Genomic DNA, 26,161 nt, shown 5'->3' with positions numbered 1-26,161 from the left:
AGGAGATAAACAGTGACGGAGTCGGAATTGGAATTAACTTTCGCCAGCCTTTCTGAGGCTGGCATGAAGGCAACCAATGAAGATGCCGTCGCTGTTTACTGGCCGGACTCCGGGCATATCCTCAGACATAAAGGCGCCTGCTTTGTGCTGGCCGACGGTGTCAGTACGGCAGAAGCAGGACAAACCGCCAGCGCTCTGGCCGTCAAAAATTTTATTCAGGATTATCCGCAAACCCCCGACAGCTGGTCGGTCAATCATAGTGCCCAGCAGGTGGTGGCGACCATTAATACCCAGCTTTACCAACTGAGCCATCAGTTTCAGCACGAGCAAAAAGGCTATTTATGCACCTTTACCGCGCTCGTTCTGAAGTCACAGTCCGCTTATTTTTTTCATGCCGGTGACAGCCGTGTTTACCACTGGCGTGATGGCTTGCTTAGCCAGCTATCCCAGGATCACACCACCATTATCTCTGAACAGCGCCAGTTTCTGGGCCGCGCCCTTGGCATGGACTCAAAGGTGGAGCTGCAGAACGGGTCGGTGGCGATTAAGCCTGGCGATCGCTTCCTGCTAAGTAGCGACGGTATCCATGATTTCATTGAAGATACCCGGCTGCAGCAGTTCTTATCGCAAGAGGCCGACCCTGAATACATCTGCGCAGAACTTAAAGCCGAAGCCCTGGCGAATGGCAGCGAGGATAACCTTAGCGCCATCCTGGTGGTGGTGCAGGCAGTGCCTGAACAGAGTCTGGATGACTACAGCCAGCAACTAGTTCGGTTGCCGTTTCCGCCAGCCCTAAGCGCAGGGATGAAAATTGACGGCTGGCGGGTAATCCGGGAAATCTTTGCCAGTAGCCGCAGCCACCTTTATTTAGTGGAAGATGAAGCCACTGGCCAGCAACTTATTCTTAAGTGCCCGTCAATTAACTATGAAGACGATGCGCTGTATATCGATCGTTTTATCCGCGAAGAGTGGATTGGCCTGCGAATTCGTTCACCGCATGTGGTGCGCGTATTTCGCCAGCAGCGGACCCGGCACTACCTCTATTACCTGATGGAATATATCGATGGCGAGACCCTGGAGCATTGGTTTGCGCGGCAGCCCAAGCCGCTGAAGCCGTCAGTGGCTATCGGCCTGGTAAAGCAAATTGCCGCCGGCGTCGGGGCATTCCACCGGCAAGGGGCGGTGCATCAGGATCTCAAGCCCGGTAATATCATGATGGATAAGGAGGGTACCCTGAAGATTGTTGATTTCGGGTCGGTCTACGTCGCCGGGCTGGCGGAAATATACAGCCCCTTGCAGCATGAGGTTGCGCTGGGGACTATAGACTATTCAGACCCGAATTATATTCTCGGACATAACTCCGGCGAGCAGGGCGATATCTATTCCGTAGCAACTATAGCTTATGAACTCTTTACCGGGCACTTGCCTTATGGTGAGGCCATTGAAAACTGTACTACTGCCCGTGATTTTGACAAGTTACGCTACCGTAGTGCCAGCCATTATAATGGCGTGATCCCGGCCTGGTTCGACCGGGCGCTGCGGCGCGGTGTCAGTCTGAATCTTAATGAACGCTACCAGAGCCTGCAGCAGCTGCTCAAAGACCTGCAGCGACCCAATCCGGACTTTCTGCATGATGAAGTGAAGCAGGAGCGCAAAACCAGTTCGCTATTGTTCTGGCAGTTGCTGTCGGGGTTCTGGTTTATCACCCTTATCCTGGTTATCTGGTTGTTCCTGCTGCGGCGGTAATGGGCTCGCTGGCAATAAAAAAGGCGCCGTAGCGCCTTTTTTTGTTGCTCCCGCTTACGGGTTATAGAACTCACCGTTTTTACGCAGGTAGAAGAACCAGTTAATAACCAGGCAGAGCGCGTAGAACGCCGCAAAGCCAATCATCGCTACTTCGGGAGTTGCTGCCTTTATTTGCTCGCCAAACACCTGTGGGATATAGAAAGCACCGTAGGCGGCTACTGCTGACGTCCAGCCAAGTACCGGGCCGGCCTGTTCTTTGGGGAACACCACGGCGATGGTTTTAAAGGTAGAACCATTACCGATACCGCTGGCAGCAAACAGACCCAGGAAAATAAGGAAGAAGGGTAAGAAGTACTGTTCCGGACTTTCGGACTGATAAGCCAACTGCATGTAGTAAGCAGCGCCCAGGGCGCAGGCGACCATGGCGGCAGAACAAATCTGGGTAACTAACGCGCCACCCCATTTATCGGACAACCAGCCACCCACCGGACGAATCAGGGCGCCGATGAAAGGCGCAATCCAGGCGTAGGTCAGGGCGCTTGGCGCATTCGGATTGGGCGTAGTGTGAGTCATCACGCCATCAACCATGACATGGCTGTAGCCGAAGATAACCTGAATCGATAGCGGGAAAGCCGCAGCGAAGCCAATGAATGAGCCGAAGGTCATGATGTAAAGTACGCTCATAACCCAGGTATGTTTATTACCAAAGATCTGATACTGACGATTCAGGCTGGTTCGAATTTTTCCCGGCAGTGCTTTGAGCAGGAATACCGTTAGCACCAGTACCAGCACGATAATCAGCTCTTTCGGGATGCCTAACCCGGCGCCATTAGCCGCTTCCGGAAGTAACAACCAGAGGCCAAAAATTGACGTGACAAAACCAATGCCATACATCGCCAGAATAATGGCGAAGGATTTACCCGCACTCGGCAGTGCCGGAGTAACTTCTTCGGTATGGATATTGTTCATACCGAACCAGATAGCAAAGGCTAAAGGTACGAGGAATAAGGCCCACAAGAATCCAGCGTTCTGAATCCAGGTTTCTGAACCGGCCGGAATGCTACCAATTAAGGTGCCGCTGGATTTTTCCAGGATCATTGGCTCGCCACCGCCAACCAGACTGAAGGCGCCGAACGTCATAAACAGCGGCACCAGGACTTGCATGGTAGTGACACCAAAGTTACCCAGACCAGCGTTCAGACCAAGTGCCAGGCCTTGTTGTTTCTTCGGAAAGAAGAAGCTGATGTTGGACATCGAAGCAGCAAAGTTACCGCCGCCGATACCCGACAACAGAGCCATCAGCTGGAACACCCATAATGGCGTGTTTTTGTCCTGCAGGGCGATGCCGGTTCCGATGGCCGGAATTAACAACAAGGTCGTGGTAAGGAAAATGGTATAGCGACCGCCGCACAGCCGGACGAAGAAGCTTGCCGGAATCCGCAGGGTAGCGCCGGTTAAGCCAGCAATCGCTGACAGCGTGAATAATTCACTGGCGGAATAAGGGAAGCCCAGATTGAGCATCTGGACAGTGATGATGCTCCAGAACATCCAGACGGCAAAACCGCACAATAGACTGGGGATCGAAATCCACAGGTTCCTGTTGGCAATTTTCTTGCCTTTCTGTTCCCAGAATTTTTTATCTTCCGGGTTCCATTGCTTCAGATCCGACATGGTAGAACTCCTTGAATGGTATGCTAGATTTTAAGCAAACTATGGGCGAAGCGGATGGTTGGTACAATTCACCTTGAGGGTTATAGAAATGGTGCTGGCGGCCCATTTAGGAGTACCTCTTTTTTGCCCGGCCAACCCTTAAGGGTTCTTGTATGATGGCCTTCACGCTAAACAGGATGACTGGTGCGCTATGATTCAGATTACTGATCTTCAGGTTGAACAAAAAATGTGGCCGCTGCTGCGGCAGGCATTTCGCCCTATGTTTCTGCTGGGGGCATTGTTCAGCGCCCTCGCCATGTTGCTGTGGATGCTGGTATTAGCCGGGTATATTCAGTTGCCGGTTTATGGGCAGGTGCTGTTCTGGCATAGCCATGAGATGTTATTTGGTTTTGTAGCAGCGATTGTGGTCGGTTTTTTACTCACTGCGGTGCAGAACTGGACCGGTTTACGGGCCACCCACGGCAATACACTGATGATTCTGACGCTGGTATGGCTGGCCGGGCGACTGGCATTGCTATTTGGCAGTTATCTGCCGGTGTGGCTGGTGGTGAGCGTGGATCTGTTATTCCTGCCCCTGGCGGCAGTACTGCTTGCCATCCCGCTACTGGCGGTGAAGCAGCAGCGTAATTTATTTTTCGTCCCGGTACTGCTGTTACTGACCTTGTGTAACGGACTGATGCATTACGGTTTGCTCTCGGGCCATTTTGAAATCCAGCAGATTGGCAGCCAAAGCGCGGTCTGGCTGATCACCTTGCTGATGGCCATAGTCGCCGGCCGGGTGCTGCCTATGTTTACCGCCAACGGCACCATGACTGAAAAGGTACAGCCGATCGCCTGGCTGGACCGCATCGCGCTGGGCGGCCTCTGGCTGATTTTCCTGGTACAGATTACCAACTCAGATCGCTTTATTCCGACGACCGGCATGGCAGCGATCTTCGCTATTACCGCAATCGCCCTGGCGATTCGCTGTGGCCGGTGGAAGATCTGGATCACCTGGCGGGTACCCTTGCTTTGGTCACTGCATATCGCCTACTGGTTTATTCCGATCGGGCTGGCGCTGTTTGCACTGCGTTATCTGGGCTTGCCGATCAGCAACAGCCTGGCGCTGCACGCGTTAACCGCGGGTGCTATGGGCGGAATGATTCTGAGTATGATGGCACGGGTGTCGTTAGGACACAGCGGACGGACCCTGAAGCCCAAAGCCATTATGTCGGTCGCTTTCCTGCTGGTCATTACCGCGGCCGTATTAAGAACCCTGGCTGCGGCGCTCTGGCCTGAATTTATTATGAATTGGTATTTATTCAGTGCTGCGACCTGGGTTCTGGCTTACCTGATTTATGTGGCTGTGTACCTGCCGGTACTCACTACCCCGCGCGCTGATGGCCGACCGGGCTAATTACAGTCGCGACAAGCAGGATGACGTGGCAGGCTGAATTGCTGCCACTCACCCTGCAGGGCATCGTATAAATGAATGCGGCCGTACAGGGGCGACCCGACGCCGGCCAGTATTTTCAGTGCTTCGACAGCCTGAGCGCAGCCAATCACACCGACAACCGGCGACAGCACACCCGATTCCATACAACTGAGTTGTTGCTCACCAAAGAGCGCGCTCAGGCAGCCATAGCAAGGCCCGGCGCCATTGTTAGCGAAACATGCCAGTTGTCCTTCAAAGCGAATAGCGGCACCGGAAACCAGCGGCACGCGATGACGTACGCAGGCCGCGTTGACCGCGTTGCGGGTCGCCAGGTTGTCACAGCAGTCAATCACCACCTGTTTGTTGCGTATCAAGGCATCGATGGTTTCACCTTCGACATGCTCCGCGACAGTGTGCACAACAACTTCGGGGTTGATGGCCCGCAAGCGGCCGGCAGCTGCTTCAACTTTAAGCTCGCCCACCTGCTGATCAGTAAATAATGTCTGCCGCTGCAAATTGTGGCGGTCAATGGTATCAGCATCCACCAGCGTAAGCTGTCCCACACCGCTGGCAGCCAGATAAGGGGCAACGGCGCACCCGAGACCACCTACCCCGATGATCAGCGCGTGACTGGCCAGCAGCGCCTCCTGGCCTTGTATATCAAAGGACGGCAACATCACATGGCGACTGTAACGCAACAACTGGTCGCGGGTTAATTCAGGATTGCTCATGATTTCTCTTCCTGTGCAGGCGGCTTGGTCGCCGGCGCCTGTTCAGGCCGCAGACAAAGCCAGAGTGCGACGGTTGCCATTATGCCGATAACAACCAGTTTGATGGTCAGCATGACCGGCGATAACACCAGCATGACCGAACTGCCCGTCATCATGGCCACGGCAATAACTTTAGTGCGGCGACTGACCACGCGGTGCTCGCGCCAGACGATAATCTGCGGGCCATAGGTAGGATGGGCAAGTAACTTCTGTTCGAGCACCGGCCAGCCTTTACCGCCGGCCCAGGCGGTGACCAGTAAAAACGGCACCGTAGGCATAATCGGCAGCGCAATACCGATAATCGCCAGCAGCAAAAACAAAACCGCGATGGTGCGCCAGATAAGCAGGCGAAAAAATACTGTCATGCAATAGCCACCACGTGTTACTTCACTCCCAATTTGTGCGCCAGTTTATGCAGGTTACTTGGATCAAGGTCTAGTATACGCGCGGCCTGTGCCCATTTATAGTCGCTCTGCTTAAGCGCCTGTTCAATGAGCTGGCGCTGCACCTGCTGTAAGGTTGCTTTCATATCAATGTGCTTGCCAGCGGGTAGCTCAAAGGACTGCGCGCTGATGGCCGGAGCCTCTGGCGCCATGGGTAGATCCAGCAGGCTGGCATCAATACTGACAATATCATTGCGCTGCGCGCCCTGGCTGAGTGCCTTGATGGCAGCCCGGCTAATGGTATGTTCCAGTTCGCGCACATTGCCCGGCCAGTCATAATGGGTGAGCATGGTTTCGGCCTCGGTCGACAGGCGCAGTGAGCGTAGTCCCAGCCGCGCCCGGTTCAGCTCCAGAAAGTGCCCCGCCAGTAGCGAGATGTCGCCCCGGCGCTCACGCAGCGGCGGAATCGGCAAGGGGTATACTGAAAGCCGGTGGTACAGGTCAGCGCGAAAGTCGCCGTTCTTTATTTGTTGCTTGAGGTCGCGGTTGGTGGCGGCAACTATCCGTACGTTAACTACATGGGAGCGGTCACTGCCAAGGCGCTGGATCTCGCCATTCTGCAGTACCCGCAACAGTTTCGCCTGTACAGAGGCGGGCAGCTCACCCACTTCATCCAGAAAGATGGTGCCATTATGGGCGCTGTCGAAGCGGCCACCGCGCTCAGCAGTAGCGCCGGAAAAGGCGCCGCGGGTGTGTCCGAATAGTTCGCTTTCCGCCAGGCTCTCCGGCAGTGCCGCACAGTTGACATACACCAGCGGTTGTTCTGCGCGCGCCGAGCGGCGATGCAACTGCCGGGCAAATAATTCTTTACCAACGCCGGTTTCACCCAGTAACAGCACCGGCAGATCGGATCCGGCAACCACATCCAGTTCCTGTAGCACGCTGTGCAGCGCCGGGCTATTGCCAATGATTTCAATACCGGTATCCGGACTATGGGCAAGCGCATATTCATTGTCACGGCGGCTGTTGCGCAGCGCGCGAATATTCTGTTCCATCTGGCCGATGCGAATGGCCGCCTCCACCAGCAAACTGGCACGCTGTAGCGCCTGTTTGGCTTGTTCGTCGAAGGTTCCGGGCTGCAGCGCGTCAAGGGTCAGGACGCCCCAGCACTGGCCTTCAATATAGAGTGAAATCCCCATGCAGTCGTGTACCGCCAGATGGCCGTCAGGGCTGGCTTCGATGAGCCCGTCGTAGGGATCAGGCAGGGTACTGTCAGGCTCAAAACGAACGGAATCACGGGCCGCTAAAATGGTCGCCAGCCGCGGGTGCTGGGCGATGATGAAACGCCGGCCCAGGGCTTCACGAACCAAGCCGGTGGCGGCCAGCGGCTTGAGGATATCCTGCTCCTGCTTTAACAGCACCACGGCACCGCAGGCAAAGTGCTGCCGCAGCGTGGACACCACCTTTTGCAGCCGCACGACCGCTGGCAAGTCGGTCACCAGGTCAGCCACCAGGGTCGATAACAGGCTCTCATCATGCATGGTATAAATTACCCTTTAATGGTTTTTTTAACCCGAAAAATCAGGGTGTAATTTACCACTTGGCCGCAAAAGCCGATATAAATCAAAGTGGGTAGATCTGGCATCAAAGTTGCAATGTTCTGTAAGGACGAACAGGCAAAATTACTTTTTTCAAACGAGGTAAACCTTATGAACACAGCAAGCTTGCAGCACTGGCGTGAACAACCCGTCCGGGATCTAATTGAACATATTCTGGAAAATTATCATCAGAAGCACCGTCAGCAGTTGCCGGATTTAATTAACCTGTCACGTAAAGTGGAATCGGTTCACGGTGATCACCCGCTGGCTCCTGCAGGCCTGGCCGATCATCTGAGCGAAATGTTTCAGGAGCTTGAAAGCCATATGATGAAAGAGGAACAGATTTTGTTCCCGATGCTGGCTGGCGGCATCTACCCTTCCGGACCCATTAACGTAATGGAAGAAGAGCATGAGCAACACGAAGCCATGCTGGAGCAGCTTATGGTGCTGGCGCATCAGTGCAAAACACCGGCTGGTGCTTGCGGAAGCTGGACCGCTCTGTATGCGGGAGTCATGGAACTGATTACCGATCTGCGTGACCATATCGAGCTTGAGAACACGGTGCTGTTCGTGCAACCGGCACCGGCGATGCGCGTGGCTGCTCACGGTGAGGGCACTTGCTGCGGCTCGTGCCAGTAATGCTGATTACAGGGTTGTTGCCACGGACGGCGATAGCCCTGTTCCTTTCACGATAACGCCAGGTTACCCCGCAAGCCGTTCTAAACGATCCATTGCCAGTATCTCCACCAGTTTGTTTTCCACTAGCAGAACGTTTTCGTGTTGCAGGCGTGACAAGATCCGGCTGATGGTTTCAACAGATAAGCCGATGTAATTACCAATATCGGCACGGGTCATGGATAACCGGAAGGACTTTCCTGACAAACCGCGATCGGCGAAGCGCTGTGACAGGCCGAGGAGAAAGTGCGCAAGGCGCGCATCAGCGGCGCGGTTATTCAGGCTGCCGAGTAACTGTTTGCTGGTATAGAGCTCACTGCTCATCATGCTCATTAGTTCGCGCCGTAATACCGGCATTTCAGCGGACAAGTCATCCAGCGAGTTGAGTGGTATCTCACAGAGCATGGTGGTTTCAAGGGCCTGGGTAAAGCTGCGGTGACGGCCTGTCGCCAGGGCATCAAAACCGACCAGGTCGCCCGGCAGATGAAAGTCAATAATCTGCTCAACCCCATGGTCGTCCAGAGTATAACTTTTCAGCGACCCGCTGCGTACCGCATAGAGGTACCGAAGCGGTGCATCAGCGGTAACCAACAGATCCTTTTTATGTAAGGGTTTATGGCGCTGAATAATGGTATCCAGTCTGGCCATATCGCCTTCACTCAGGTTCTTCGGCAGACAAAGCGGTGCCATACTGCAATTCTGACAATGTATGTGCGAGATCGTATTAACCATTAATTTTTCCTGATTTAGATCAAGGACAGCTAAAGTAATTGCATTATACCCGGATTGCCGTTAATTAAATCTTATACAGAAGGACTACCTATTTATTTCCAGCGTTGGGTACGTTTATAGGTTATAACTAGAGAAGTTCACATAATAAGGACAATAATAATGCATTGGACAGATATTAATCTATGGGCGGTTTTGGTCGCAGCCCTGCTGAATTTAGTTATTGGCGGCATCTGGTATTCACCAGTTTTATTCGCGAAGCAATGGCAAAGCGCAGCCGGGCTTTCTGATGAGCAGCTTAAATCGTTCAACCCTCTGAAAGTCTTTGGCTTAACCTTTATTTTTTCGTGGATAATCAGTCTGAATCTGGCTTTCTTTCTGGCATCGCCCGGAACTGACTGGCAGTGGGGCTTAACTGCGGGAATACTTGCCGGACTAGGCTGGGCTACCATGATTTTTGCGGTGATTGCGCTGTTTGAGCAGCGTAGCTGGCGCTATATTTTAATTCATGGCGGTTATATCACGGTTTACTTCGCTGCGATTGGCGCGCTATTAGGTGGCTGGAAATAAAAAACGCCGGCGGTAAGCCGGCGTTTCACTTCTTAAAGAGTTATTCCTCTTCGGTTTTCGGTCGTAAATTTTTCACGACTTCTTCAGCGTTAAAGCTGTAATCAGTATCCGGGATCGGACCGGCACCCATTTTAATCTCCAGCACTACTTCAATATCACTGTCGACGCGACCACCAAGGTGGATACCAGCAGAAAATGCGGTGCGGGGATAACTGCGCACGAAGCAGCCGGCCGCGCTGCAATAAGTCACCATGTCGTGCGATGTCAGGTAGTTTGGATAGGGGTTCGGTACGCGCTCACGGTCGATCAGGGTATCGCGGTGAACAACCAGGAACCAGTCATAATCTTCCTGCAACGTGACTTCAGCTGCGCGCAACATGGCATAGTTCATAGCTTGTGATTTATCGGTGCCGCGCGCTTTAAAGCTGACCCGGTACTGGGTATCGGTCAGCTTAGTTTCACTGTAGCCATAGCCGCCATCTCTGGCAGCACGATAGTCTGGTTGGGATGAACAAGCTGCCAAAGTAAAGGTTAACGCCAGAAGTGCTAAGTGAGTTACGTATTTCATCTGTGCCTCCTCGTTCTCTGATAGCTTCAGTATAGCAGTGGCCAGGGATTTCGCTTGGCTAGCAGGAGTGCAAAAAAAAGTGCCTGGCATGCAGGCACTTTTTTTTGGTTAGTTCAACTGAACTATGGAGCGATTGCTACATTCGCGGACCGCGGCCCCGTAAGGCTCCGGCAAGCAAAGAAATAACCAGTAGAACAAGAAAGATAAAGAAGATTATTTTGGCAATATCAGCTGCAGCTCCGGCAATACCACCGAAACCCAGCACCGCCGCAATAAGTGCGACAACCAGAAAAATCAATGCCCAACGTAACATAGTATGCTCCTTGTTTTGTTGCGTCTTCATAAGGAAATACTATATCCGGATTTTTTGCAACTTTATTAACGAGGGCAGCTACCTGGCGCGGGCCAGAATCCGATCTAAATGGTTGGCAAAAGCCATGCGATCGCGCTGGCTTAAAGGCGCCGGACCGCCGCTCTGGATGCCACTGCTGCGCATGGTATCCATAAAATCGCGGATGTTCAGGCGACCACGGATATTCTCGCTGGTAAATAATTCGCCGCGCGGGCTCAGCGCCTGGCCACCTTTCTCGATCACCTCAGCGGCTAGCGGAATGTCGCTGGTGATAACCAGATCGCCCGGTTCGATGCGCTTAACGATTTCATCGTCGGCCACGTCGAAGCCGGAGCTGACCTGCAGGGTACTGATGACTTTTGACGGCGGTACCCGCAGTGGCTGATTGGCCACCAGGACCAGGGGAATAGCTTTGCGCTCTGCAGCGCGGTACAAAATTTCTTTAACGACACCAGGACAAGCGTCGGCATCCACCCATATTTTCATCTAAAACCCTGAATCTGGTTGCTTGAGGAACTCGAGTTCCGCTGGTGTCGAGCGCCGCCCAAGAATGTCATTGCGATGCGGATAGCGCCCGAAGCGCTCAATTATAGCCTGATGTTTGAGCGCGAACTGGTAATTTTCATCAATGCCGTTTTCGCGGTACAACTCAATCGCCTGCTGCTGGATAAGTCGCGATTCGCTGTGCATATAAGGCAGGTAAAGAAAACTGCGCTGGACCGGATTCAGGAGTAAGTGTGCGCCAACACGAATGGCTTCCTGTGCCAGTACCAGGGCCACGGTGTCCTGGGCGAAGGATTCGGGTTTGCCGCGGTGAATGTTACGCGAGAACTGATCGAGCACGATGATTTCTGCCAGCCGGCCTTCGGGCTCATCGCGCCAGTGCGCAAGTTCCCCGGCGGCCGCCTGGTCCAGATAGAGCGCAAAACGATCGCTGATGTGCTGATCGAGCTTGTCGTCTTTGGCCCACCACTGGTCGGGCTGTAATTCGTTAAACCAGAACGCGAGTACTTCGGCTGGGGCTGGCATCTGAAGTTTCCCTTGTTGCATTTTGTTGATAGTGAACCTGATAGTTAATAAGCTAGCGGAATAACTCCTGGCGGGCAAAAAAATGATTGGTAATTACGACTGGCTGCTGTTTGACGCAGATGACACCTTATTTCACTTCGATGCATTCGCCGGATTACAGCGCATGTTCCGCGGCTATAACGTTGACTTCGCTGAAGCTGATTATGATGCTTATCAGTCAGTTAACAAGCCGCTGTGGGTGGACTATCAGGACGGGCTGATTAACGCCCAACAACTGCAGGAACGACGCTTTACCTCGTGGGGCGAGCGTCTCAATATCACCCCTGGGGAACTCAACAGTGCGTTTCTGGCAGCCATGGCGGAAATCTGCGAGCCGCTGCCGGGCGCCCACGAGTTGCTGAGCGATCTGCGCGGGCAGGTGCAGCTGGGCATTATTACCAACGGTTTTACCGAACTACAGGAAATCCGGCTGAAACGCACCGGGCTGCATGCGCATTTTGACCTGCTGGTGATTTCCGATGAAGTCGGTGTGGCCAAGCCTGATATCGCCATTTTTGAGCACGCGTTCGCGCAGATGACCAACCCCGAGCGCAACCGGATACTGATGGTTGGGGATAATCCACAATCGGATATTCAGGGCGGGCTCAATGCCGGCATTCATACCTGCTGGTTGAATCATCATGGCGTCCCTGCTCCCGAGGGCATTGAGCCACACTACGAGGTGGCGTCGTTAAGCGAATTACATCGTGTGTTGATGGGTGCCGGATAAATGCTGCGGAGTCTGCTCGCTACGCTGGTAGTTATTCCGCTCGCGCCCTGGCTTATCCGCCAGGGGCGACGGGTACGGCGCGAAACCCCAAGGCTAGCCGAGCCTGCCGGCGAGCGGCAGGGCCAGGCTGGCTCCGGACCGCCATTACGGCTGCTGATTACCGGTGACTCGGCGGCGGCCGGGGTCGGTGTGGATGACGCTAACGAAGCGTTCACCGGCCAGCTGCTACGCTGCCTGGAGGATAACTTTTCCGTGCAGTGGCAACGGCTGGCCCAGTCGGGGCTGAACTGTGCTGAACTGCTTGTCTGGTTGCACCTGCAACAGCCGCAGCGCTTTGATACGGCGGTGGTTTCAATCGGGGTAAATGATGTGACCGGCAATACCGGTCGTGGTCGCTGGCAGCGCAATCTGGTTGCCCTCTGCCGGCTATTGGAACAGCGCTATGGTGTCAGCTACATTATCCTGACCGCAGTACCACCGATGGATAAGTTTCCGGCGCTACCGCAACCCTTAAGATGGTTCCTGGGCGGCAAGGCGCGCGAGCTAAACGCTGTCATGGCGCAAGTGGCTAAGCGCAACCCGGTGGTCCGGCTGTTGCAGTTCGACATGCCGTTTGCGGAAGACTATATGGCCGCCGACGGTTTTCACCCTTCAGCTGCGGCATGCAGCCTGTGGGCAGGCGCCGCTGCAAAGGTTATTTCGGACAGTTTTTCGGGCGAATCAGCCAGCGAAAAAGTCTGAGTTGCGCGGGGATATAGAACAGATATTCCGGATGCCATTGCACCCCGATCACCCGTGGGTGTTCGAGTCGTTCGACCGCCTGGGTAATATCATCAAGGTCATGGGCCACCACCCGGATACCCTTGCCGGCATCTTTAATTGCCTGATGATGGAGACTGTTGACCCGCAGCTTGGTCTTTTTACAAACCTCAGCCAGCCACGAGTCTGACTCGATGAAAACCTGTTTGGTAGGCATTATGCCAGGGCGGTTGTAGGTCTTTTTGCGTAAGAACCGGATGTCATTATGCAGGTTACCGCCCAGCACCGCATTAATCAGCTGCGCGCCCCGGCAAATCCCAAGTAACGGAATTTCTTTATCAAACGCATACTGGATCCATTCCATTTCCAGCGCATCGCGGGCCGGGTCCGTTTTAACCTTGGCTTCAACATCGCCGCCATAGTGCTCCGGGCCGATGTCGCTACCGCCGCCGATGATAATTGCCTCTAGCGGCTTGCCGGAGGCCTCATGCCGCACACTGATACGCTCGGCTTTGGCACCGACCAGCCATAACGCAATACGCGTACACCACCAACTTGGCGACCAGCGTCGGCCGTCCCCGGTAACCCCTACTCTTGGTCTAGCCATGTAGTAATTTCTTCCACCCAACGGTTGCGGCTTACGCCAATTAGCGGACGCTTCGCACTGATGAATTTTTCGCACAGTTCGGTGCGCTTGTCGTGGTCGTAGGCCAGTTTCTCAACCTGCCACCAGATATTCCACTCACGGGCCAGCGACCAGTCCGGATCACCGATGCGACAATCGGGCAAGCGGTAATGAAAGGTCGGCCGCGACTTGATCTTCTTGTCATCAACTACCGAGCGGACGCGATCTTCGTCGATCTCGCACAGTAACGGTAACATATCTAACGCCCGGTTCCGGCTCGGATTAAACTCCAGATAATCATCCAGCAGTTGATCCATATCCGGATTATCCTGCTTCAGAATTTCAATAACGTATTCTTCCGGATAGAGATCAATAAAGGGGCTTAGTTTGCGGGTATTGTTGACATGATGGGCTTCCACCAACCACCACTGCAACAGGCTGTATGCCTGCAGGTAGGCATGCAGGGTGGGGGCATCAAGCTTGGGGATCTCCGGATTGATATGGGTGCCATAGGCCGCAATCATAGACTCGGAAGTACCCTTGGCATCGCTTTGCTGCAACGCCCGGATGAGCGGATCCAGTTGTTGCAGATGACGGAACTCAATTGGCGGGCAGACAATCTCGACCGGCACCAACCAGGCAGCGGCCTTGCTCAGGTGCTTTACCCAACTGTCGTCAGGCAAGCCATCGGCGTCCTCGCCTTCTTCTTTGGCTTTACGTTTCAGGTAGTCCCAGTCGAGCTCAACCTTAAACTCACCAAGGCTGGTTTTTATAGTGCGCGCCGCCGCCGTTTCCTCCACGGTTTCGCCGTCCAGAACCTCCAGTACTAACTGCTCGGTATCGGCCAGTGAAATACCGGAGAATTCGAGTTCGATCCCTATAGTTCTTGGTTTACCCTCAGCGTTATCCACTACCGGAGGCTGCTTGTATTCAGTCTCAGCTCGCTGGTTTTGCGCCACACCTGCTCCTTATCAGTATCTGAATTACTGAGTACGACAATGTTTTGCAGTACTTACAATACCTTAAGCTTAGGCCAGAACAACTCACTTTGCCTAATACAGGGGGAAAGGTCAGGCGGTCTAGAATATATAAATGAATCCGACGCCGACTTCGGCCTCGTAGTTACTACGAGCGATTGGGCTATCCCGAACCTCACTACTGTAATATTCGAAAAGTGCTTCGCCATAAATCTGCCAATTCTCATTGATGTAATGGCGATAATTGTAATCGATGCCGATTGAGCGTAATCCACCACTCAGCGTGGTTTCATCTAAGCCGGATGCAGCCGCTTGGGCTGCGTCTATGCCGAAACCTGTGTTGGCGTATTCGCTGTCGTGAAAAACCGCAACGAGATTAACTTCGGAACCGGTGCCGTCGATTTGGTTACCGAAGCGGTGGCCCACTCCAAACAGACCAAGGGTTCCGTCACCACCGGTGACAACACGACCAACCAGCCAATTGCGCCAGTCGGCAGCGAAAGCGCGACGCCCTTGCAGCACAAGTTCAACGCTCTCATCCTGGTCGCCGAGGCCATCCAAATGACCGTCATCGGAATCACTTTCTTCACGCCCCTCATCAAAGGCTACGGCGGCCTCTAATAGCCAGGTATCGGAGCGAAGACCACGCCACCCAAGCGCTTCACCGGCAAAGAAGAAAACGTCATCACCGCTGCGCCATTGTACTGCACCAGCAGGCTGGAGTTCGAAGCCGAACTCATCAGACCCTTCATAGGCCGTTTCGTATTCAATACCCAGGCCCAGCCCGAAGCTCCAGCCATCTTTACCCTTCGAGAAGTCCTGGACTGAGGGTAAAGGCACCAGAGCTGTTTTTTCGTCCTGTGCTAATGCTGTTTGAAAGGAGAGAGCAGTTATTAACACCGGAAACAGTAAACCCGCAAATTTTATCATTTAAATTCCTCTCTGATATCTATTGGTATAGAACAACTTATCAGCATATACGTGAGGCTTTGGTGAACAGATCACGCTCTAAGTCGAGCTGTCTTAGTATAGAGTGGCCGTTACAATTTTGCTTAATCAGGCGTCCTGGCCGGCGGCGTAGGCGGAGCTCCAGGCCCACTGGAAGTTGTAGCCGCCGAGCCAGCCGGTCACATCCAGCACTTCGCCGATAAAATAGAGGCCGGGCTGCAGCTTGCTTTGCATGGTCTTGGAGCTGACTTCGTCGGTGTCGACGCCGCCCAGGGTAACCTCGGCGGTGCGGTAGCCCTCGGTGCCATTGGGCCGGATGGTCCAGTTGTTGATAGTGGAGGCGACTTGCTGCAGCAGGGCGTTACTGCAGTCGGCCAGGTTATGATCCGGCCACTGATACTGGTCGCTGAAGGCCTGCACCAGACGTTTTGGCAACCATTGCTGCAACACGGTACGCAGTAGCGATCGCGGGCGCTGCTGGCGCAGTGTGGTAAGTTCAGCGAAAAGGTCCGTGCCCGGCAGCAGGTCCATTTGTACCGGTTCGCCTGGCAGCCAGTAGGACGAAATCTGCAGTACTGAGGGCCCGCTCAGGCCGCGGTGGGTAAACAGCATAGCTTCTTTGAAGCTGGCTCGCTGATTACTTGCGACACTGTCTACCGCCAGCCCGGACAGCTCCGCATAGCGCTCTTTATCGGCGTCATGCAGGGTAAATGGCACCAGGCCAGCCCGCACTGGCAGCACGCGGTGGCCAAATTGTTCTGCCAACTGATAGCCCAGCGGCGTGGCACCGAGCTTGGGCATGGACAAGCCGCCGCAGGCCACCACTAATTTTTCGGCGCTGATATCGCCCTGATCGGTTTCGATCTTATAACCTGTGGCTACCGAACTGATGCCCGTTACCGAAGTACGCAACTGCACCCGCGCGCCGTACTTTGAACACTCGTTCATCAGCATCGCGACGATATCTTTAGCCGACTCATTGCAGAATAGCTGGCCCAGAGTTTTTTCATGGTAGGCAATGCCATGGCGCTCAACCAGGGCAATAAAATCCCATTGGGTATAACGACTCAAAGCGGATTTACAGAAATGCGGATTGGCCGAGATGAAATTCTCGGGGCTGGTATACATGTTGGTAAAGTTGCAGCGCCCGCCGCCGGAGATCAGGATCTTTTTGCCCGCCTGTTTGGCGTGATCCAGCACCAGCACCGAACGGCCGCGAGCCGCCGCTGTTGCTGCGCAATGCAGGCCGGCGGCGCCGGCACCAATCACTACTACATCGTACTGCGTCACTTCTTCTGTATCACCTCAAGTACGTGGTCAGCGCGGCTGACACCAAAGGTCTGGTCTTCTTCAACAAAGAGGTCGGTGACGCAGCCGTTATGAATGATCATGGCGTAGCGCTTGGCGCGCTTGCCGCCAAAACTGCCGGTGTCTTTAATCAGGCCGATTTTCTCGTGAAAAGAGCCGTCGCCGTCAGCAAGCATGCGTAATTTGTCGCCAACCTTGTTATCTTTGGCCCAGGCATCCATCACAAAGCAGTCATTTACCGAAACGCAGACAATGCTTTCGACACCAGCGTCGCGGAAGTCGGATGATTTCTCAATGAATTCCGGCAGATGCTTTTCTGAACAGGTGGGGGTAAAGGCTCCGGGCACACCAAACAGTACATGCGTGCCTTCACTGAAAATCAGTTCTGGATCATATTTATCAATACCGGCTTCGCCACGTTGTGTCAGCACGGCAGAAGGAATCGAATCGTTTTTCTCAATCATGAGGATACTCCGGAATAATCGGTAAAATAGATGTCAAACCGGTGCTTCTTACCGGTAATCTGACTCTCGGGTTTGCGACCGGCGAGGAAATCAGCGTGCTGGGGCCGTTTTACCACCACCCGTTTACGGGCAATTGCCAGCGCAGGTTCCAGTAACGCATCGGCATCGTCATCAGCACCCACCAGCTGTTGGAAAATCTGCATATCTTTTTTAACTGCCGCACGTTGTTTTCTGTCGCCTTTCGGATACATAGGATCAAGATAGACCACATCGACGGGATCGGCGAGCCATTGCCGTGGCTGCAGGCTGTCGGTACCGGCAAAATACAGCCGCGCGCCGAGTTCAGGCGCCACTTGTGCCAGGCGCTGCAGCGCGTCGGTCAGCAAGGCAGCGACCACCGGATTGCGCTCATTCAGTGCCACCCGGGCGCCAAGCTGCGCTAACACCAGCGCGTCGCGGCCCAGACCCGCGGTAGCATCAAGGATGTGCGGGTTTGCGTTGCGGGCGAAGCCGCAGGCGCGCGCAATGGCTTCGTGCTTACGCGAAGCCTGGGCGGCGCGGAACGCGGTTTTGCCTTCAATAAAGTCGATGCGTAATGGCAGCATCTTCGGATACGCGGTCCAGCGCAGGGCAAGACCGTCGGCATCGAGTTCTAACACAAAAGGAGTGGTGGCAGCATCTGGTGGTTGTTCCAGCCAGTCCAGTTGCCAGCGCCCGGCAATGTCGCGGGCGGCTTGCTGTAGTGCCGGATCAGCGGCAGTGACAGGCACCGATTGCACTAGGGCCGCCGCTCCATATCAATATGCGGAATGCCATCCTCCAGGTACTCGGCGCTAATCTCGGTAAAACCTAAGCTTTCGTAAAATTCCCGCAGATAAACCTGGGCGCCCAGCTGAATCGGGCCATCAGGTGCTTCGCGCTGGCACCACTTGATGGCCTCTGCCATCAAATCGCGGCCCAGGCCTTTGCGGCGCACGCTACGGGCAGTGACGACCCGGCCAATGCGGCTCCAGGGGCTGGTATCATCGGGTTTAAACAGGCGCGCGGCAGCGACCAGCTGGTCACTATCGTTGTAGGTAAAGATATGCCATGCCTGCGGATCTTTGCCGTCAGCGTCCAGATACGGACAATCCTGCTCGACCACAAAAACGTCCTGCCGCAACTGCAGCAGATCATAGAGTTCGGTAATGGTTAATTCGGAAAAGTGTTTTATCTGCCAGGTCATAGGCCAACCTTCCGTAATTGGTGTTTGAGGTTTATCACATTGGCCCCCTCAGCAAGGGGACTGTACAAGGCCAGCAGTTCAGCCACTTTGCCGCGCTTAGCGCCATTCTGACTGATAAAACGCGCAACCTGCAGGCTTTGCAGCGAGGCATCCTGATACAACAGGCGGGTCAGATCAGTGTCATGGTTGCTGATGAGCACCGGAATACCGCGTTTCTGGGCGGCATGGGCGGCGCGACGAGCCAGCTCGTGCTGATGTTCAAGGGTAAAGCCGCCCGTTGCGTAACTGGTGAAGCTGGCGGTGGTGGTCAGCGGTGCATAGGGGGGATCGCAATAGACCACGTCACCCTGGCGGGCCCGTCGGAATACCTTCTCAAAGCTCAGACAGGTAAAGGTCGCGCGCCGCGCTTTGTGAGCGAAGAACTCAATCTCCGCTTCGGGGAAATAGGGGCGCAGATAGCGGCCAAAGGGCACGTTGAACTGGCCTGAACTGTTATAACGACACAAGCCGTTGTAGCCATGGCGGTTAAGATACAAAAACAACAGCGCGCGCTCGTATATATCACTGCTCTGATTAAACTGCCGGCGCATCGCATAATAGGCGGCTGATGAATTATAGGCCGGCGTGAACAGTTTCTTAGCGTCACTGATGAAACGCTGGGGACGCTTTTTTACGGTCTTGAACAGGTTGATCAGATCCGGGTTCACATCGTTGAGCAGATAGGATTCATAGTCAGTATTGAGAAATACCGAACCGGCACCGACAAAAGGCTCAATCAGCTTGTTACCGGCTGGCAATAAGGCGGTAATTGGCTCGATCAGATTGTATTTTCCGCCCGCCCATTTAAGAAAGGCCCGGTTTTTTTGCATGGTGTTGTTATCCGGTCAGTCGTGTTCGTTGCAGGCACTGTTGCAGGCACTAATGGCACTGGCAACGCGATCCCAGTCGGTGACCGTGCGCAAGCAGGCGGCCCCGATAGCAGTCGGCAGTACCAGTCGCAGTTGCCCGGCTTTGACCTTTTTATCACGTTGCATGTAGTCCTGCCACTGGCTTAACGGCATACTCGGCGCCACCACGGGTAGGTTGCAGGCTTGCAATAGGCGTCTGATGCGTTCGGCATCCTGGTCGCTCAACTCGTCTTGCTGGCGCATAAACTCTGCGGCAATAGCGGTGCCAGCGGCAACAGCCTCACCATGATGCCAGCTGTCGTAATGGCTGGCTTCAATGGCGTGACCGAATGTATGCCCCAGATTGAGCAGGGCGCGCTGATTCTGTTCGCGCTCATCGGCCGCCACAATTTCTGCTTTGATTTCACAACTGCGGCGTACGGCATAGGCGACTGCCTGCGGCTCACGCTGAATCAGGTCCTGGCTGTGTGCTTCCAGCCATTCGAAAAATTGTGCGTCGTGGATGATGCCGTACTTAATAACTTCGGCCAGACCGCAGGCGTAATCACGGTCAGTTAACGTAGCGAGGCAGTCGGTATCTATGATCACCGCTCGCGGCTGATAAAAAGCGCCAATCAGGTTCTTGCCGCCGGGGTGGTTCACTGCGGTTTTGCCGCCCACGGATGAATCCACCTGCGCGAGCAAGGTCGTGGGGATTTGATAGAAGTCGACGCCGCGCTGATAAGTGGCGGCGACGAAGCCTGCCAGATCGCCGACTACGCCGCCGCCGAGCGCGATAACTGCACAGTCGCGGTTGAAGCTGTGAGCAATCAGGGTATCCATGATGTGCTGGTAATTGTGCAGGCTTTTTTCGCCTTCGCCATCACCGATGATGTGCGTAACTAGCTGGCCATCGCCCAACGCCTGTTGCACTTGTTCGAGATACAGCGGCGCCACGATCTGATTAGTTACAATCAGGATCTGATTTGGGAGTTGCGGGAGCAAACGGGAGAGTTGGGCAAAGAGATCGCGCCCGATATAAATCGGATAGCTGCGCTCATCCAGGCCGACGGTAATGCATTGCATAGGTGTCTGCATGAGCGCCTCCGAAAGTTACAAGCCGACTTTCTCGATAATTTGGTCGATTACAATCTTAGCACTTTGATCGTCGGTACGGACAATCACGTCGGCGATTTCTTCGTACAACGCGTTGCGCGAATCAGCGAGGCTTTCGAGCACTTCACGCGGGTTTTCAGCTTCAGATATCAATGGCCGGCGCTTATCGCGCTGAGTGCGGGCCAGCTGCTTATCAATGGTGGTTTGCAGATAAACAACAATTCCGCGCGCTGACAAACGGTTACGGCTTTCTTTGCTCAGGATAGAGCCGCCGCCAGTGGCCAGCACTATACCGGTATTCTCAGTCAGTTCTTCGATAACTTTTTCTTCCCGCGCACGGAAGCCCTCTTCGCCTTCGAGCTCGAAAACCCACGCAATATCAGCGCCGGTGCGGCGTTCAATTTCTGCGTCAGAGTCGAAGAATTCAAGATGGAGTTGTCGGGCTAACTGTCGCCCTATTGTGCTTTTACCGGCCCCCATAGGGCCAACCAGGAAAATATTACGTTTTTCAGCCATATTGTTGCTTTACATCACTCATTAACTAGCTGTGACTCACGGAATCCGGAGTGTCTCGAGACCATCCTTAACCCAATTCAAAAAGAGGGCGGATTATCGCAAGTAACAGCTATTTAAGCAAGGTTTAAGGCAGATCAGTGACAATTCTCGGCGTTACAAAAATCAGTAATTCACGCTTTTCATGGATCTGACTTTCATTGCGGAAGAGCACGCCCACATAGGGAATATCGCCCAGCAACGGCACCTTGGTAATGTCATTCAGGATCTGTTGCTGATAAATACCACCTAATACAATGGTTTCGCCGTTTTCAACCAGAACCTGAGTGCCGATTTCCTGGGTGTCTATGGATACCGCAGGGCCAGTTGGTGTGCTCACCGTATCGCCGCGGGTGTTCTGGGTAATTACCAGATCCAGGATAACGCGATTATCAGGCGTGATTTGTGGTGTCACCCGCAGGCCGAGAACAGCTTTTTTGAACTGCACAGAAGTCGCACCGGATGAGGCACTTTCCACATAGGGGATTTCAGTACCTTGTTCGATGTAGGCCGCCTTCTGATTGGCCGTTGTGATGCGCGGACTGGCGATGATTTCACCCTTATTCTCACGCTCCAGTGCGGAAAGTTCTAAATCCAGAATACGGCCATCGGCCATTTTGGCGATCTGCATCCCGAAGGTTGCCGCCGGATTAGAAACCGGCAGATTCACATTGAAGTCACCGGCAACATCAGTATCTGAACCGAAGAGATCGGGCTCGGACAGGTTCGGATCAGAAAGCCCCCACTGGATGCCTAATTCATCGCTGATGTTATCTCGGACTGTGACCATACGGGCCTCGATGATCACTTGCTTGACCGGAACATCAAGCACTTCCACCATGGCTTTGACGTTAGCGATTTGCTCACCGGTGTCGCGCACCAGCAAGGTGTTGGTACGATCATCCACAGTGACCGCGCCGCGGGACGACAGCAGGTCAGAACTTTCGGTGCGCAGGATCGAGGCGATTTCGCCAGCCTTGGCATAGTTTATCTGAATATAAGAGCTACTCAGCGGTGCCAGTTCGGACATCCGTTGCGAGGCTTCCAGCTCTTGCTGCTCGCGCTGAGCAAGCTCCTCGGCCGGCGCGACAATCAGAATGTTCCCGTCAATACGCTTGGCGAGGCCTTTCACCCGCAGGATAGTTTCTAACGCACGCTCCCAGGGTACATTTTCCAGACGCAAGGTAATATTGCCTGTTACCGACTCGCTCGCTACCAGGTTCAGGCCGTTTTCTTCCGCGAGAATCTGTAATAGCTGGCGTACCGGCACGTCCTGGAAGTTCAGGGATATAGGTTGCTGACTGCCATCGGCAACCGCAGCGCTGCGATCGTCGTCAATATCAAATAGCTTCAGATTGAGTCTGTTATCTAGGCGTTCCAGCTGGTGGCGGAAGGCTTCTTTGCCCGTTACCGTGATCAGGGTATTACCATTTTCACGGAAGGTTTCGATATGCGCGACCGGCGAGGCGAACTGGCTCACGTCGAGCACATACAGCAGGTCTTCCGGTAGAGCAGTGTCAAATAACGTCAGTTCCAGCCGGTTACCGATGGTACGAACTTCGTGTTCGGCATTTTCCGTATTCAGTGACAAACGCAGTAAGCCAACATCATCCGGCAGGCGGGTGAAATCAATATCCGTAACGGCTGCACCGGAAGGTGAGCTGTCGGTGGTGGTGGTTAGCCGGGCCTGTTGCTGAGGGCTGGTTCTCTGGGGAGCGGCCTCGCTGCGCTGTTCACTAACCACAGGCGCCTGACGCGCGTCAGGGATGCTTGCCGCGGCGATAAAGACCAGCACCATCACATCATTGGAACGGCTCATCAGGTGCTCAAGCGGTTTGGTGGTGGTTACCCGCAGCAGTAAATCTTCACGCTGGGTTACCAGTTCGACTGACTCCAGTAGCGGATGGTTGGCCACGCCAAGGGGGCCATCGGTGTAATCGGATTCAGTGCCAAGTAACAAGAATTCATGAACTAGCGGATCTGTGCTGCGCCGGACGATAGGGGAGTCGACACGACCGGCGAAATGCGCTTCCAGATTGAAGCGATCTTTGGCCAGCGGGATCTGCTCTACCCGCACCAGCTCATTAGCGGCCACAGACAGCGGCATCATGAGCAACAGCAAAAGGATACGGAATAAGTGCTTCATGAATCAGAACTCCTTTGTGAACCGGCCAGCGTCAGGGTGGTATCGCGCTGTTGCCAGCAACCGTCCCCCGTCGGCAGCCATTCGCGGATAGCTATTTGTTGTGAGGTGACTGCAACCACTTTGCCATGATTGAGTCCGATATAATCGCCTTCTTCGACCCGGTAGAGTCGTCCCTGATTCGATATGACCAGCGCGGTATAACCGGTGCCGCCTTTACTTAAAGTACCTGTCAGCGACAACTGGTCAAGCGCAACCGTCTCGAGTTCGCCGCGCTGGCGCTGTAAATTGGGCTGTGGACAGTTGGCACCGCTGGCCACCGACGCTGCAGCTTGCATCGGCGTGGCGGTAAAGGGGTTGCGGTAATCATCGCCGGTATAAGCGATGCGTTGCAACTCGGGTAATGGCTCAATGGGTTGAATACCAGGCACGGCTTCACTACGAACCTGCGCCGTAAAGGCTTCAAGATCCTGATGGCTGGCTTGTCCGCAACCAGACAATACGGCGGCCAGGGCTGCGATTAAAGCAACTTGGCGTGCGTTCATGGTTGCGTCCTCAACGTTTGCTGGCGATAGGTCTCGGCCTGTACGGACAACCGCAGGCCTTCGTCCATGTCGCGCCGCTGCAAAGTGAAGTCCTTCACACTAATGATCCGATGCAGCCCGGCTAACTGGCCGACAAAATCGCCAATCTGATGGTAACTTCCCACCAGTTCCATGCGCATGGGCAAGGCAGTGTAAAACTCGCGGGAGGCAGGCGCTAACCATTCAATACGATCAAACTTCAGGCCGCTACGGGTACCTACCAGCGTAATATCATCCAGTAATTTTGGGGTTTCATCATCGTTGGGTAGCATCGCCAGCAACACTTCCAGATCCGCATTCAGCTGTTTAAGCTGTTCCCGGTACGCTGGTAAATTGACGGCAGTCTGGTACTTGCTCCGGTAATCAATTTTGAGCTGCGCTTCTTTACTTTGCTCACGTTTGTAACTGGCCCACTCATCGGCCAGTAAAAAGTGATAGCCCAGCCCCAGTGCGATTAGCGCCAGGATCACCAGCACCCCAATACGGAATGGCCGCGGCCACCAGGGCAGTTCATTAATATCCAGTTCGCGCAGGCTATCCATGTCTATTTTCATGGGTTCACCTCTTCAGTTTCCGCAGGCGGGGTAATGGAGACAACCAGAGAAAAAGCACTGAGCTGTTCGCCACGGTTGGTTGGCACCCGATCCGCAACCACTTCACGCAGTTCCGGCTGGCTGAATATCTCGGAGTTTTTCAGTTCGCGCAGGAACTCGGCTACCCGGTTGTTAGAAACCGTGCGGCCGTTAATCGACAATTGCATACCTTTCTTTTCAGCTGTCAGCAGGTGTACGCCTTCAGGGGTCCGGCGGGCCAGTTCGTTGAAGATTAATATAGCGGTATTACGGTCCTGATGCAGCGACTGAATCAGTTTCATGCGGCTGACAATTTCGTCTTTCTGTTCATTGATATCCTGAATTTCAGCGATCTGCGCATCAAGTACCTGGATCTGGCCCTGCAGGAACTGATTACGGCGCTGCTGTTGTTCCTGATAGCTCCCAATAATGGTATAGGCGACGAACAGGATAAAGGCAGCCAGGCCAATCGCGAGTCCGGCATGAATAGCGAATAAGGTTTTCGCGCGCTGGCGGGCTGTTTCACGCCAGGGGAGGAGGTTTACGTGTGCCATGGGGTAAAGCTCCGTAACGCCAGGCCAAGCACTTCCACAAAGCGCGGGCCGTGGGCGCGCAAATGGGAGTAGCTGTCTGCTAATTCAAAATGGTCAAAGGGGTTCAGTGACAGTACCGGCTCATCAATCTGTTGATCAATATAATCGCTTAACATGGGCAGCATCGCGCCGGTGTTCACCAGTATCACGCCGGCAAAACCTTTTTTCGGCGCATTACTCTGATAAATCTGGATACCGCGGCTTACCTGCGACCACAGGTTAGTCAGTGAATCCTGAATAATGAGGCTGGAGTCCGATCCGGTTTCACCCGCGCGCAGGCGGGCCAGAATTTCGCGATACTCGCCGTTACCATTGTCATCCAGAGCTTTTAACAGAGGTTGTAATCCGCCGGTCTGAAACCGGGTAAAAGTCACCTCGCCCTGAGCGATAACTATAGTCTGTACGGCGGTGATGCTGATATCCAGCACCAACACCGGCAACGGGCTTGCAACAATTTCAGGCGCCAGGTGCGGCAGCAGATAGTTGCAGCTGCGCAAAATAGCCTGGCTGTCGACGTCCATGATTTTTACTTTGAAGCCGGCCTGTTCCAGGGCTTCTACCCGGCTATCAACACTTACTGTGCGGGTGGCGGTCACTAATATACGCTGCTGGCCTGGTAGCGTCGGATGCTCTCCAAGGCTCTCGAAATCGTAGCGCACTTCAGCGATGGGGAAGGGAATCAGCGCTTCGGCTTCTGATTCAATTTTTTCGGCAATGGCTTCATCATCCAGTTCGTTGCCCACGGCGATTTGTTTGGAGATAGCCTGACTGCCCGATACCGCAGCGACAACCTCTTTGACGGTGCTACCGGACTTTTTGCGTAATTGCTGGAGCGTCTTGCTCAGCTGCTCAATATCGGTAATTTCGTCATCTGTAATTAGGTTTTTCGGCAACGGCAATTCGGCCACGCGGGTGATCTGGTATGAATCCCCTTGCGGTAACAGTTCAAGCGCCTTAACGGCATCCGTGTTAATATCAATGCCAAGACCGGGTGTTTTACCCAGACCAAACAGCCCCATAATACGGTTCTCCCGACTCGACATGCGGATTGTATTTTATTATTAAAATTCTTATATGCCGATACTCATAGTACGCGCAAAAGTAAGTATAGTGCAAAAAATCCTCATGTTATTT

At 54.1% G+C, this 26,161-nt stretch carries 30 protein-coding genes; 6 read left to right on the top strand and 24 right to left on the bottom strand.

The annotated features are described in order from the left end of the window. The first annotated feature begins 27 nt into the window (after positions 1-27). Entirely contained in the window at positions 28-1,746 is a 1,719-nt protein-coding gene (locus tag IDSA_RS08900) for a bifunctional protein-serine/threonine kinase/phosphatase (protein ID WP_232221289.1), read from the top strand. 54 nt (positions 1,747-1,800) lie between these two features. On the opposite strand, the gene IDSA_RS08895 is transcribed toward IDSA_RS08900, so the two are convergent. Continuing rightward, on the bottom strand, positions 1,801-3,417 hold the full coding sequence (locus tag IDSA_RS08895; protein ID WP_034776095.1) for an MFS transporter: 1,617 nt from the start codon (positions 3,415-3,417) through the stop codon (positions 1,801-1,803). A gap of 190 nt (positions 3,418-3,607) precedes the next feature. On the opposite strand from IDSA_RS08895, the gene IDSA_RS08890 reads away from it, so the two are divergent. Next, on the top strand, positions 3,608-4,813 hold the full coding sequence (locus tag IDSA_RS08890) for an NnrS family protein (RefSeq protein ID WP_198024057.1): 1,206 nt from the start codon (positions 3,608-3,610) through the stop codon (positions 4,811-4,813). On the opposite strand, the gene IDSA_RS08885 is transcribed toward IDSA_RS08890, so the two are convergent. The 3 genes from IDSA_RS08885 to norR are packed head-to-tail and all read right to left on the bottom strand — an operon-like array spanning position 4,810 to position 7,525. Then, a complete protein-coding gene (locus IDSA_RS08885) occupies positions 4,810-5,562 on the bottom strand; it encodes a HesA/MoeB/ThiF family protein (RefSeq protein ID WP_034776094.1) in 753 nt (250 codons plus the stop codon). The two genes, IDSA_RS08890 and IDSA_RS08885, sit on opposite strands and share 4 nt — an antisense overlap. After that, a complete protein-coding gene (locus IDSA_RS08880; RefSeq protein ID WP_034776093.1) occupies positions 5,559-5,966 on the bottom strand; it encodes a YbaN family protein in 408 nt (135 codons plus the stop codon). The genes IDSA_RS08885 and IDSA_RS08880 overlap by 4 nt, the downstream gene beginning before the upstream one ends. Positions 5,967-5,983: 17 nt before the next feature. Further along, positions 5,984-7,525 carry a nitric oxide reductase transcriptional regulator NorR gene (gene norR, locus IDSA_RS08875; protein WP_034776092.1) on the bottom strand — a complete coding sequence of 514 codons (1,542 nt, stop codon included), beginning with the start codon at positions 7,523-7,525 and terminating at the stop codon, positions 5,984-5,986. Positions 7,526-7,693: 168 nt separating this feature from the next. Between norR and IDSA_RS08870 the strand changes: the two genes are divergently transcribed. Next, the gene (locus IDSA_RS08870; protein ID WP_034776091.1) at positions 7,694-8,221 is read left to right on the top strand and encodes a hemerythrin domain-containing protein; all 528 of its coding nucleotides are present in this window, start codon (positions 7,694-7,696) and stop codon (positions 8,219-8,221) included. A gap of 63 nt (positions 8,222-8,284) precedes the next feature. On the opposite strand, the gene fnr is transcribed toward IDSA_RS08870, so the two are convergent. Beyond that, entirely contained in the window at positions 8,285-8,989 is a 705-nt protein-coding gene (gene fnr, locus IDSA_RS08865; protein ID WP_034776090.1) for a fumarate/nitrate reduction transcriptional regulator Fnr, read from the bottom strand. A gap of 159 nt (positions 8,990-9,148) precedes the next feature. On the opposite strand from fnr, the gene IDSA_RS08860 reads away from it, so the two are divergent. Then, a complete protein-coding gene (locus IDSA_RS08860) occupies positions 9,149-9,556 on the top strand; it encodes a DUF1761 domain-containing protein (protein ID WP_034776089.1) in 408 nt (135 codons plus the stop codon). A 40-nt stretch (positions 9,557-9,596) separates the two neighbouring features. Here IDSA_RS08860 and IDSA_RS08855 read toward each other — a convergent pair whose 3' ends face one another. The 4 genes from IDSA_RS08855 to IDSA_RS08840 all read right to left on the bottom strand — a co-directional run bounded on the left by IDSA_RS08855 (position 9,597) and on the right by IDSA_RS08840 (position 11,505). Continuing rightward, entirely contained in the window at positions 9,597-10,124 is a 528-nt protein-coding gene (locus IDSA_RS08855; RefSeq protein WP_034776088.1) for a CC0125/CC1285 family lipoprotein, read from the bottom strand. Positions 10,125-10,260: 136 nt separating this feature from the next. Then, positions 10,261-10,437: a DUF1328 domain-containing protein gene (locus IDSA_RS12040; RefSeq protein ID WP_034776087.1), complete on the bottom strand. Its 177-nt coding sequence runs from the start codon at positions 10,435-10,437 to the stop codon at positions 10,261-10,263. A gap of 78 nt (positions 10,438-10,515) precedes the next feature. Further along, complete coding sequence (locus IDSA_RS08845; RefSeq protein ID WP_034776086.1) at positions 10,516-10,962, bottom strand: YaiI/YqxD family protein; 447 nt, start codon at positions 10,960-10,962, stop codon at positions 10,516-10,518. Continuing rightward, positions 10,963-11,505: a DUF924 family protein gene (locus IDSA_RS08840; RefSeq protein ID WP_034776084.1), complete on the bottom strand. Its 543-nt coding sequence runs from the start codon at positions 11,503-11,505 to the stop codon at positions 10,963-10,965. Positions 11,506-11,587: 82 nt separating this feature from the next. Between IDSA_RS08840 and yjjG the strand changes: the two genes are divergently transcribed. Next, positions 11,588-12,274: a pyrimidine 5'-nucleotidase gene (gene yjjG, locus IDSA_RS08835; protein WP_034776082.1), complete on the top strand. Its 687-nt coding sequence runs from the start codon at positions 11,588-11,590 to the stop codon at positions 12,272-12,274. Beyond that, a complete protein-coding gene (locus IDSA_RS08830) occupies positions 12,275-13,015 on the top strand; it encodes an SGNH/GDSL hydrolase family protein (RefSeq protein WP_051986196.1) in 741 nt (246 codons plus the stop codon). On the opposite strand, the gene IDSA_RS08825 is transcribed toward IDSA_RS08830, so the two are convergent. From IDSA_RS08825 to pilM, 15 genes are all read right to left on the bottom strand, one after another. After that, positions 12,969-13,640 carry a gamma-glutamyl-gamma-aminobutyrate hydrolase family protein gene (locus IDSA_RS08825; protein ID WP_034776080.1) on the bottom strand — a complete coding sequence of 224 codons (672 nt, stop codon included), beginning with the start codon at positions 13,638-13,640 and terminating at the stop codon, positions 12,969-12,971. The two genes, IDSA_RS08830 and IDSA_RS08825, sit on opposite strands and share 47 nt — an antisense overlap. After that, on the bottom strand, positions 13,622-14,617 hold the full coding sequence (locus tag IDSA_RS08820; protein ID WP_034776078.1) for an amidoligase family protein: 996 nt from the start codon (positions 14,615-14,617) through the stop codon (positions 13,622-13,624). Before IDSA_RS08820 ends, IDSA_RS08825 begins: the two co-directional genes overlap by 19 nt. Before the next feature lie 120 nt (positions 14,618-14,737). After that, on the bottom strand, positions 14,738-15,565 hold the full coding sequence (locus IDSA_RS08815; protein WP_034776076.1) for a MipA/OmpV family protein: 828 nt from the start codon (positions 15,563-15,565) through the stop codon (positions 14,738-14,740). 126 nt (positions 15,566-15,691) lie between these two features. Beyond that, entirely contained in the window at positions 15,692-16,873 is a 1,182-nt protein-coding gene (locus IDSA_RS08810) for a BaiN/RdsA family NAD(P)/FAD-dependent oxidoreductase (protein WP_034776075.1), read from the bottom strand. After that, positions 16,870-17,355: a peroxiredoxin gene (locus IDSA_RS08805; RefSeq protein ID WP_034776073.1), complete on the bottom strand. Its 486-nt coding sequence runs from the start codon at positions 17,353-17,355 to the stop codon at positions 16,870-16,872. Before IDSA_RS08805 ends, IDSA_RS08810 begins: the two co-directional genes overlap by 4 nt. Next, positions 17,352-18,134: a class I SAM-dependent methyltransferase gene (locus IDSA_RS08800; RefSeq protein WP_232221288.1), complete on the bottom strand. Its 783-nt coding sequence runs from the start codon at positions 18,132-18,134 to the stop codon at positions 17,352-17,354. The genes IDSA_RS08805 and IDSA_RS08800 overlap by 4 nt, the downstream gene beginning before the upstream one ends. Further along, positions 18,134-18,580 (bottom strand): GNAT family N-acetyltransferase, encoded by a 447-nt coding sequence (locus IDSA_RS08795; protein ID WP_034776072.1) that lies wholly within the window; start codon positions 18,578-18,580, stop codon positions 18,134-18,136. Before IDSA_RS08795 ends, IDSA_RS08800 begins: the two co-directional genes overlap by 1 nt. After that, positions 18,577-19,449 (bottom strand): Dam family site-specific DNA-(adenine-N6)-methyltransferase, encoded by an 873-nt coding sequence (locus IDSA_RS08790; protein ID WP_034776071.1) that lies wholly within the window; start codon positions 19,447-19,449, stop codon positions 18,577-18,579. Before IDSA_RS08790 ends, IDSA_RS08795 begins: the two co-directional genes overlap by 4 nt. Before the next feature lie 15 nt (positions 19,450-19,464). Continuing rightward, a complete protein-coding gene (gene aroB, locus IDSA_RS08785; protein WP_415752595.1) occupies positions 19,465-20,565 on the bottom strand; it encodes a 3-dehydroquinate synthase in 1,101 nt (366 codons plus the stop codon). A gap of 15 nt (positions 20,566-20,580) precedes the next feature. Beyond that, positions 20,581-21,099: a shikimate kinase AroK gene (aroK, locus tag IDSA_RS08780; protein ID WP_034776069.1), complete on the bottom strand. Its 519-nt coding sequence runs from the start codon at positions 21,097-21,099 to the stop codon at positions 20,581-20,583. Between the two features lie 124 nt (positions 21,100-21,223). Next, entirely contained in the window at positions 21,224-23,281 is a 2,058-nt protein-coding gene (locus IDSA_RS08775; RefSeq protein WP_051986195.1) for a type IV pilus secretin PilQ, read from the bottom strand. Then, complete coding sequence (locus tag IDSA_RS08770) at positions 23,278-23,823, bottom strand: pilus assembly protein PilP (RefSeq protein ID WP_034776067.1); 546 nt, start codon at positions 23,821-23,823, stop codon at positions 23,278-23,280. The genes IDSA_RS08775 and IDSA_RS08770 overlap by 4 nt, the downstream gene beginning before the upstream one ends. After that, positions 23,820-24,416 (bottom strand): type IV pilus inner membrane component PilO, encoded by a 597-nt coding sequence (locus IDSA_RS08765; RefSeq protein WP_034776066.1) that lies wholly within the window; start codon positions 24,414-24,416, stop codon positions 23,820-23,822. The genes IDSA_RS08770 and IDSA_RS08765 overlap by 4 nt, the downstream gene beginning before the upstream one ends. Further along, a complete protein-coding gene (locus tag IDSA_RS08760) occupies positions 24,413-24,988 on the bottom strand; it encodes a PilN domain-containing protein (RefSeq protein ID WP_034776065.1) in 576 nt (191 codons plus the stop codon). The genes IDSA_RS08765 and IDSA_RS08760 overlap by 4 nt, the downstream gene beginning before the upstream one ends. Continuing rightward, positions 24,976-26,070 (bottom strand): type IV pilus biogenesis protein PilM, encoded by a 1,095-nt coding sequence (gene pilM / locus IDSA_RS08755; RefSeq protein ID WP_084694093.1) that lies wholly within the window; start codon positions 26,068-26,070, stop codon positions 24,976-24,978. Before pilM ends, IDSA_RS08760 begins: the two co-directional genes overlap by 13 nt. Positions 26,071-26,161 lie beyond the last annotated feature (91 nt).

The organism is Pseudidiomarina salinarum (genome assembly GCF_000753715.1).
In the GTDB taxonomy this organism is placed as follows: Bacteria; Pseudomonadota; Gammaproteobacteria; order Enterobacterales; family Alteromonadaceae; genus Pseudidiomarina; species Pseudidiomarina salinarum.
This window is presented reverse-complemented; position numbering and strand designations above follow the sequence as displayed.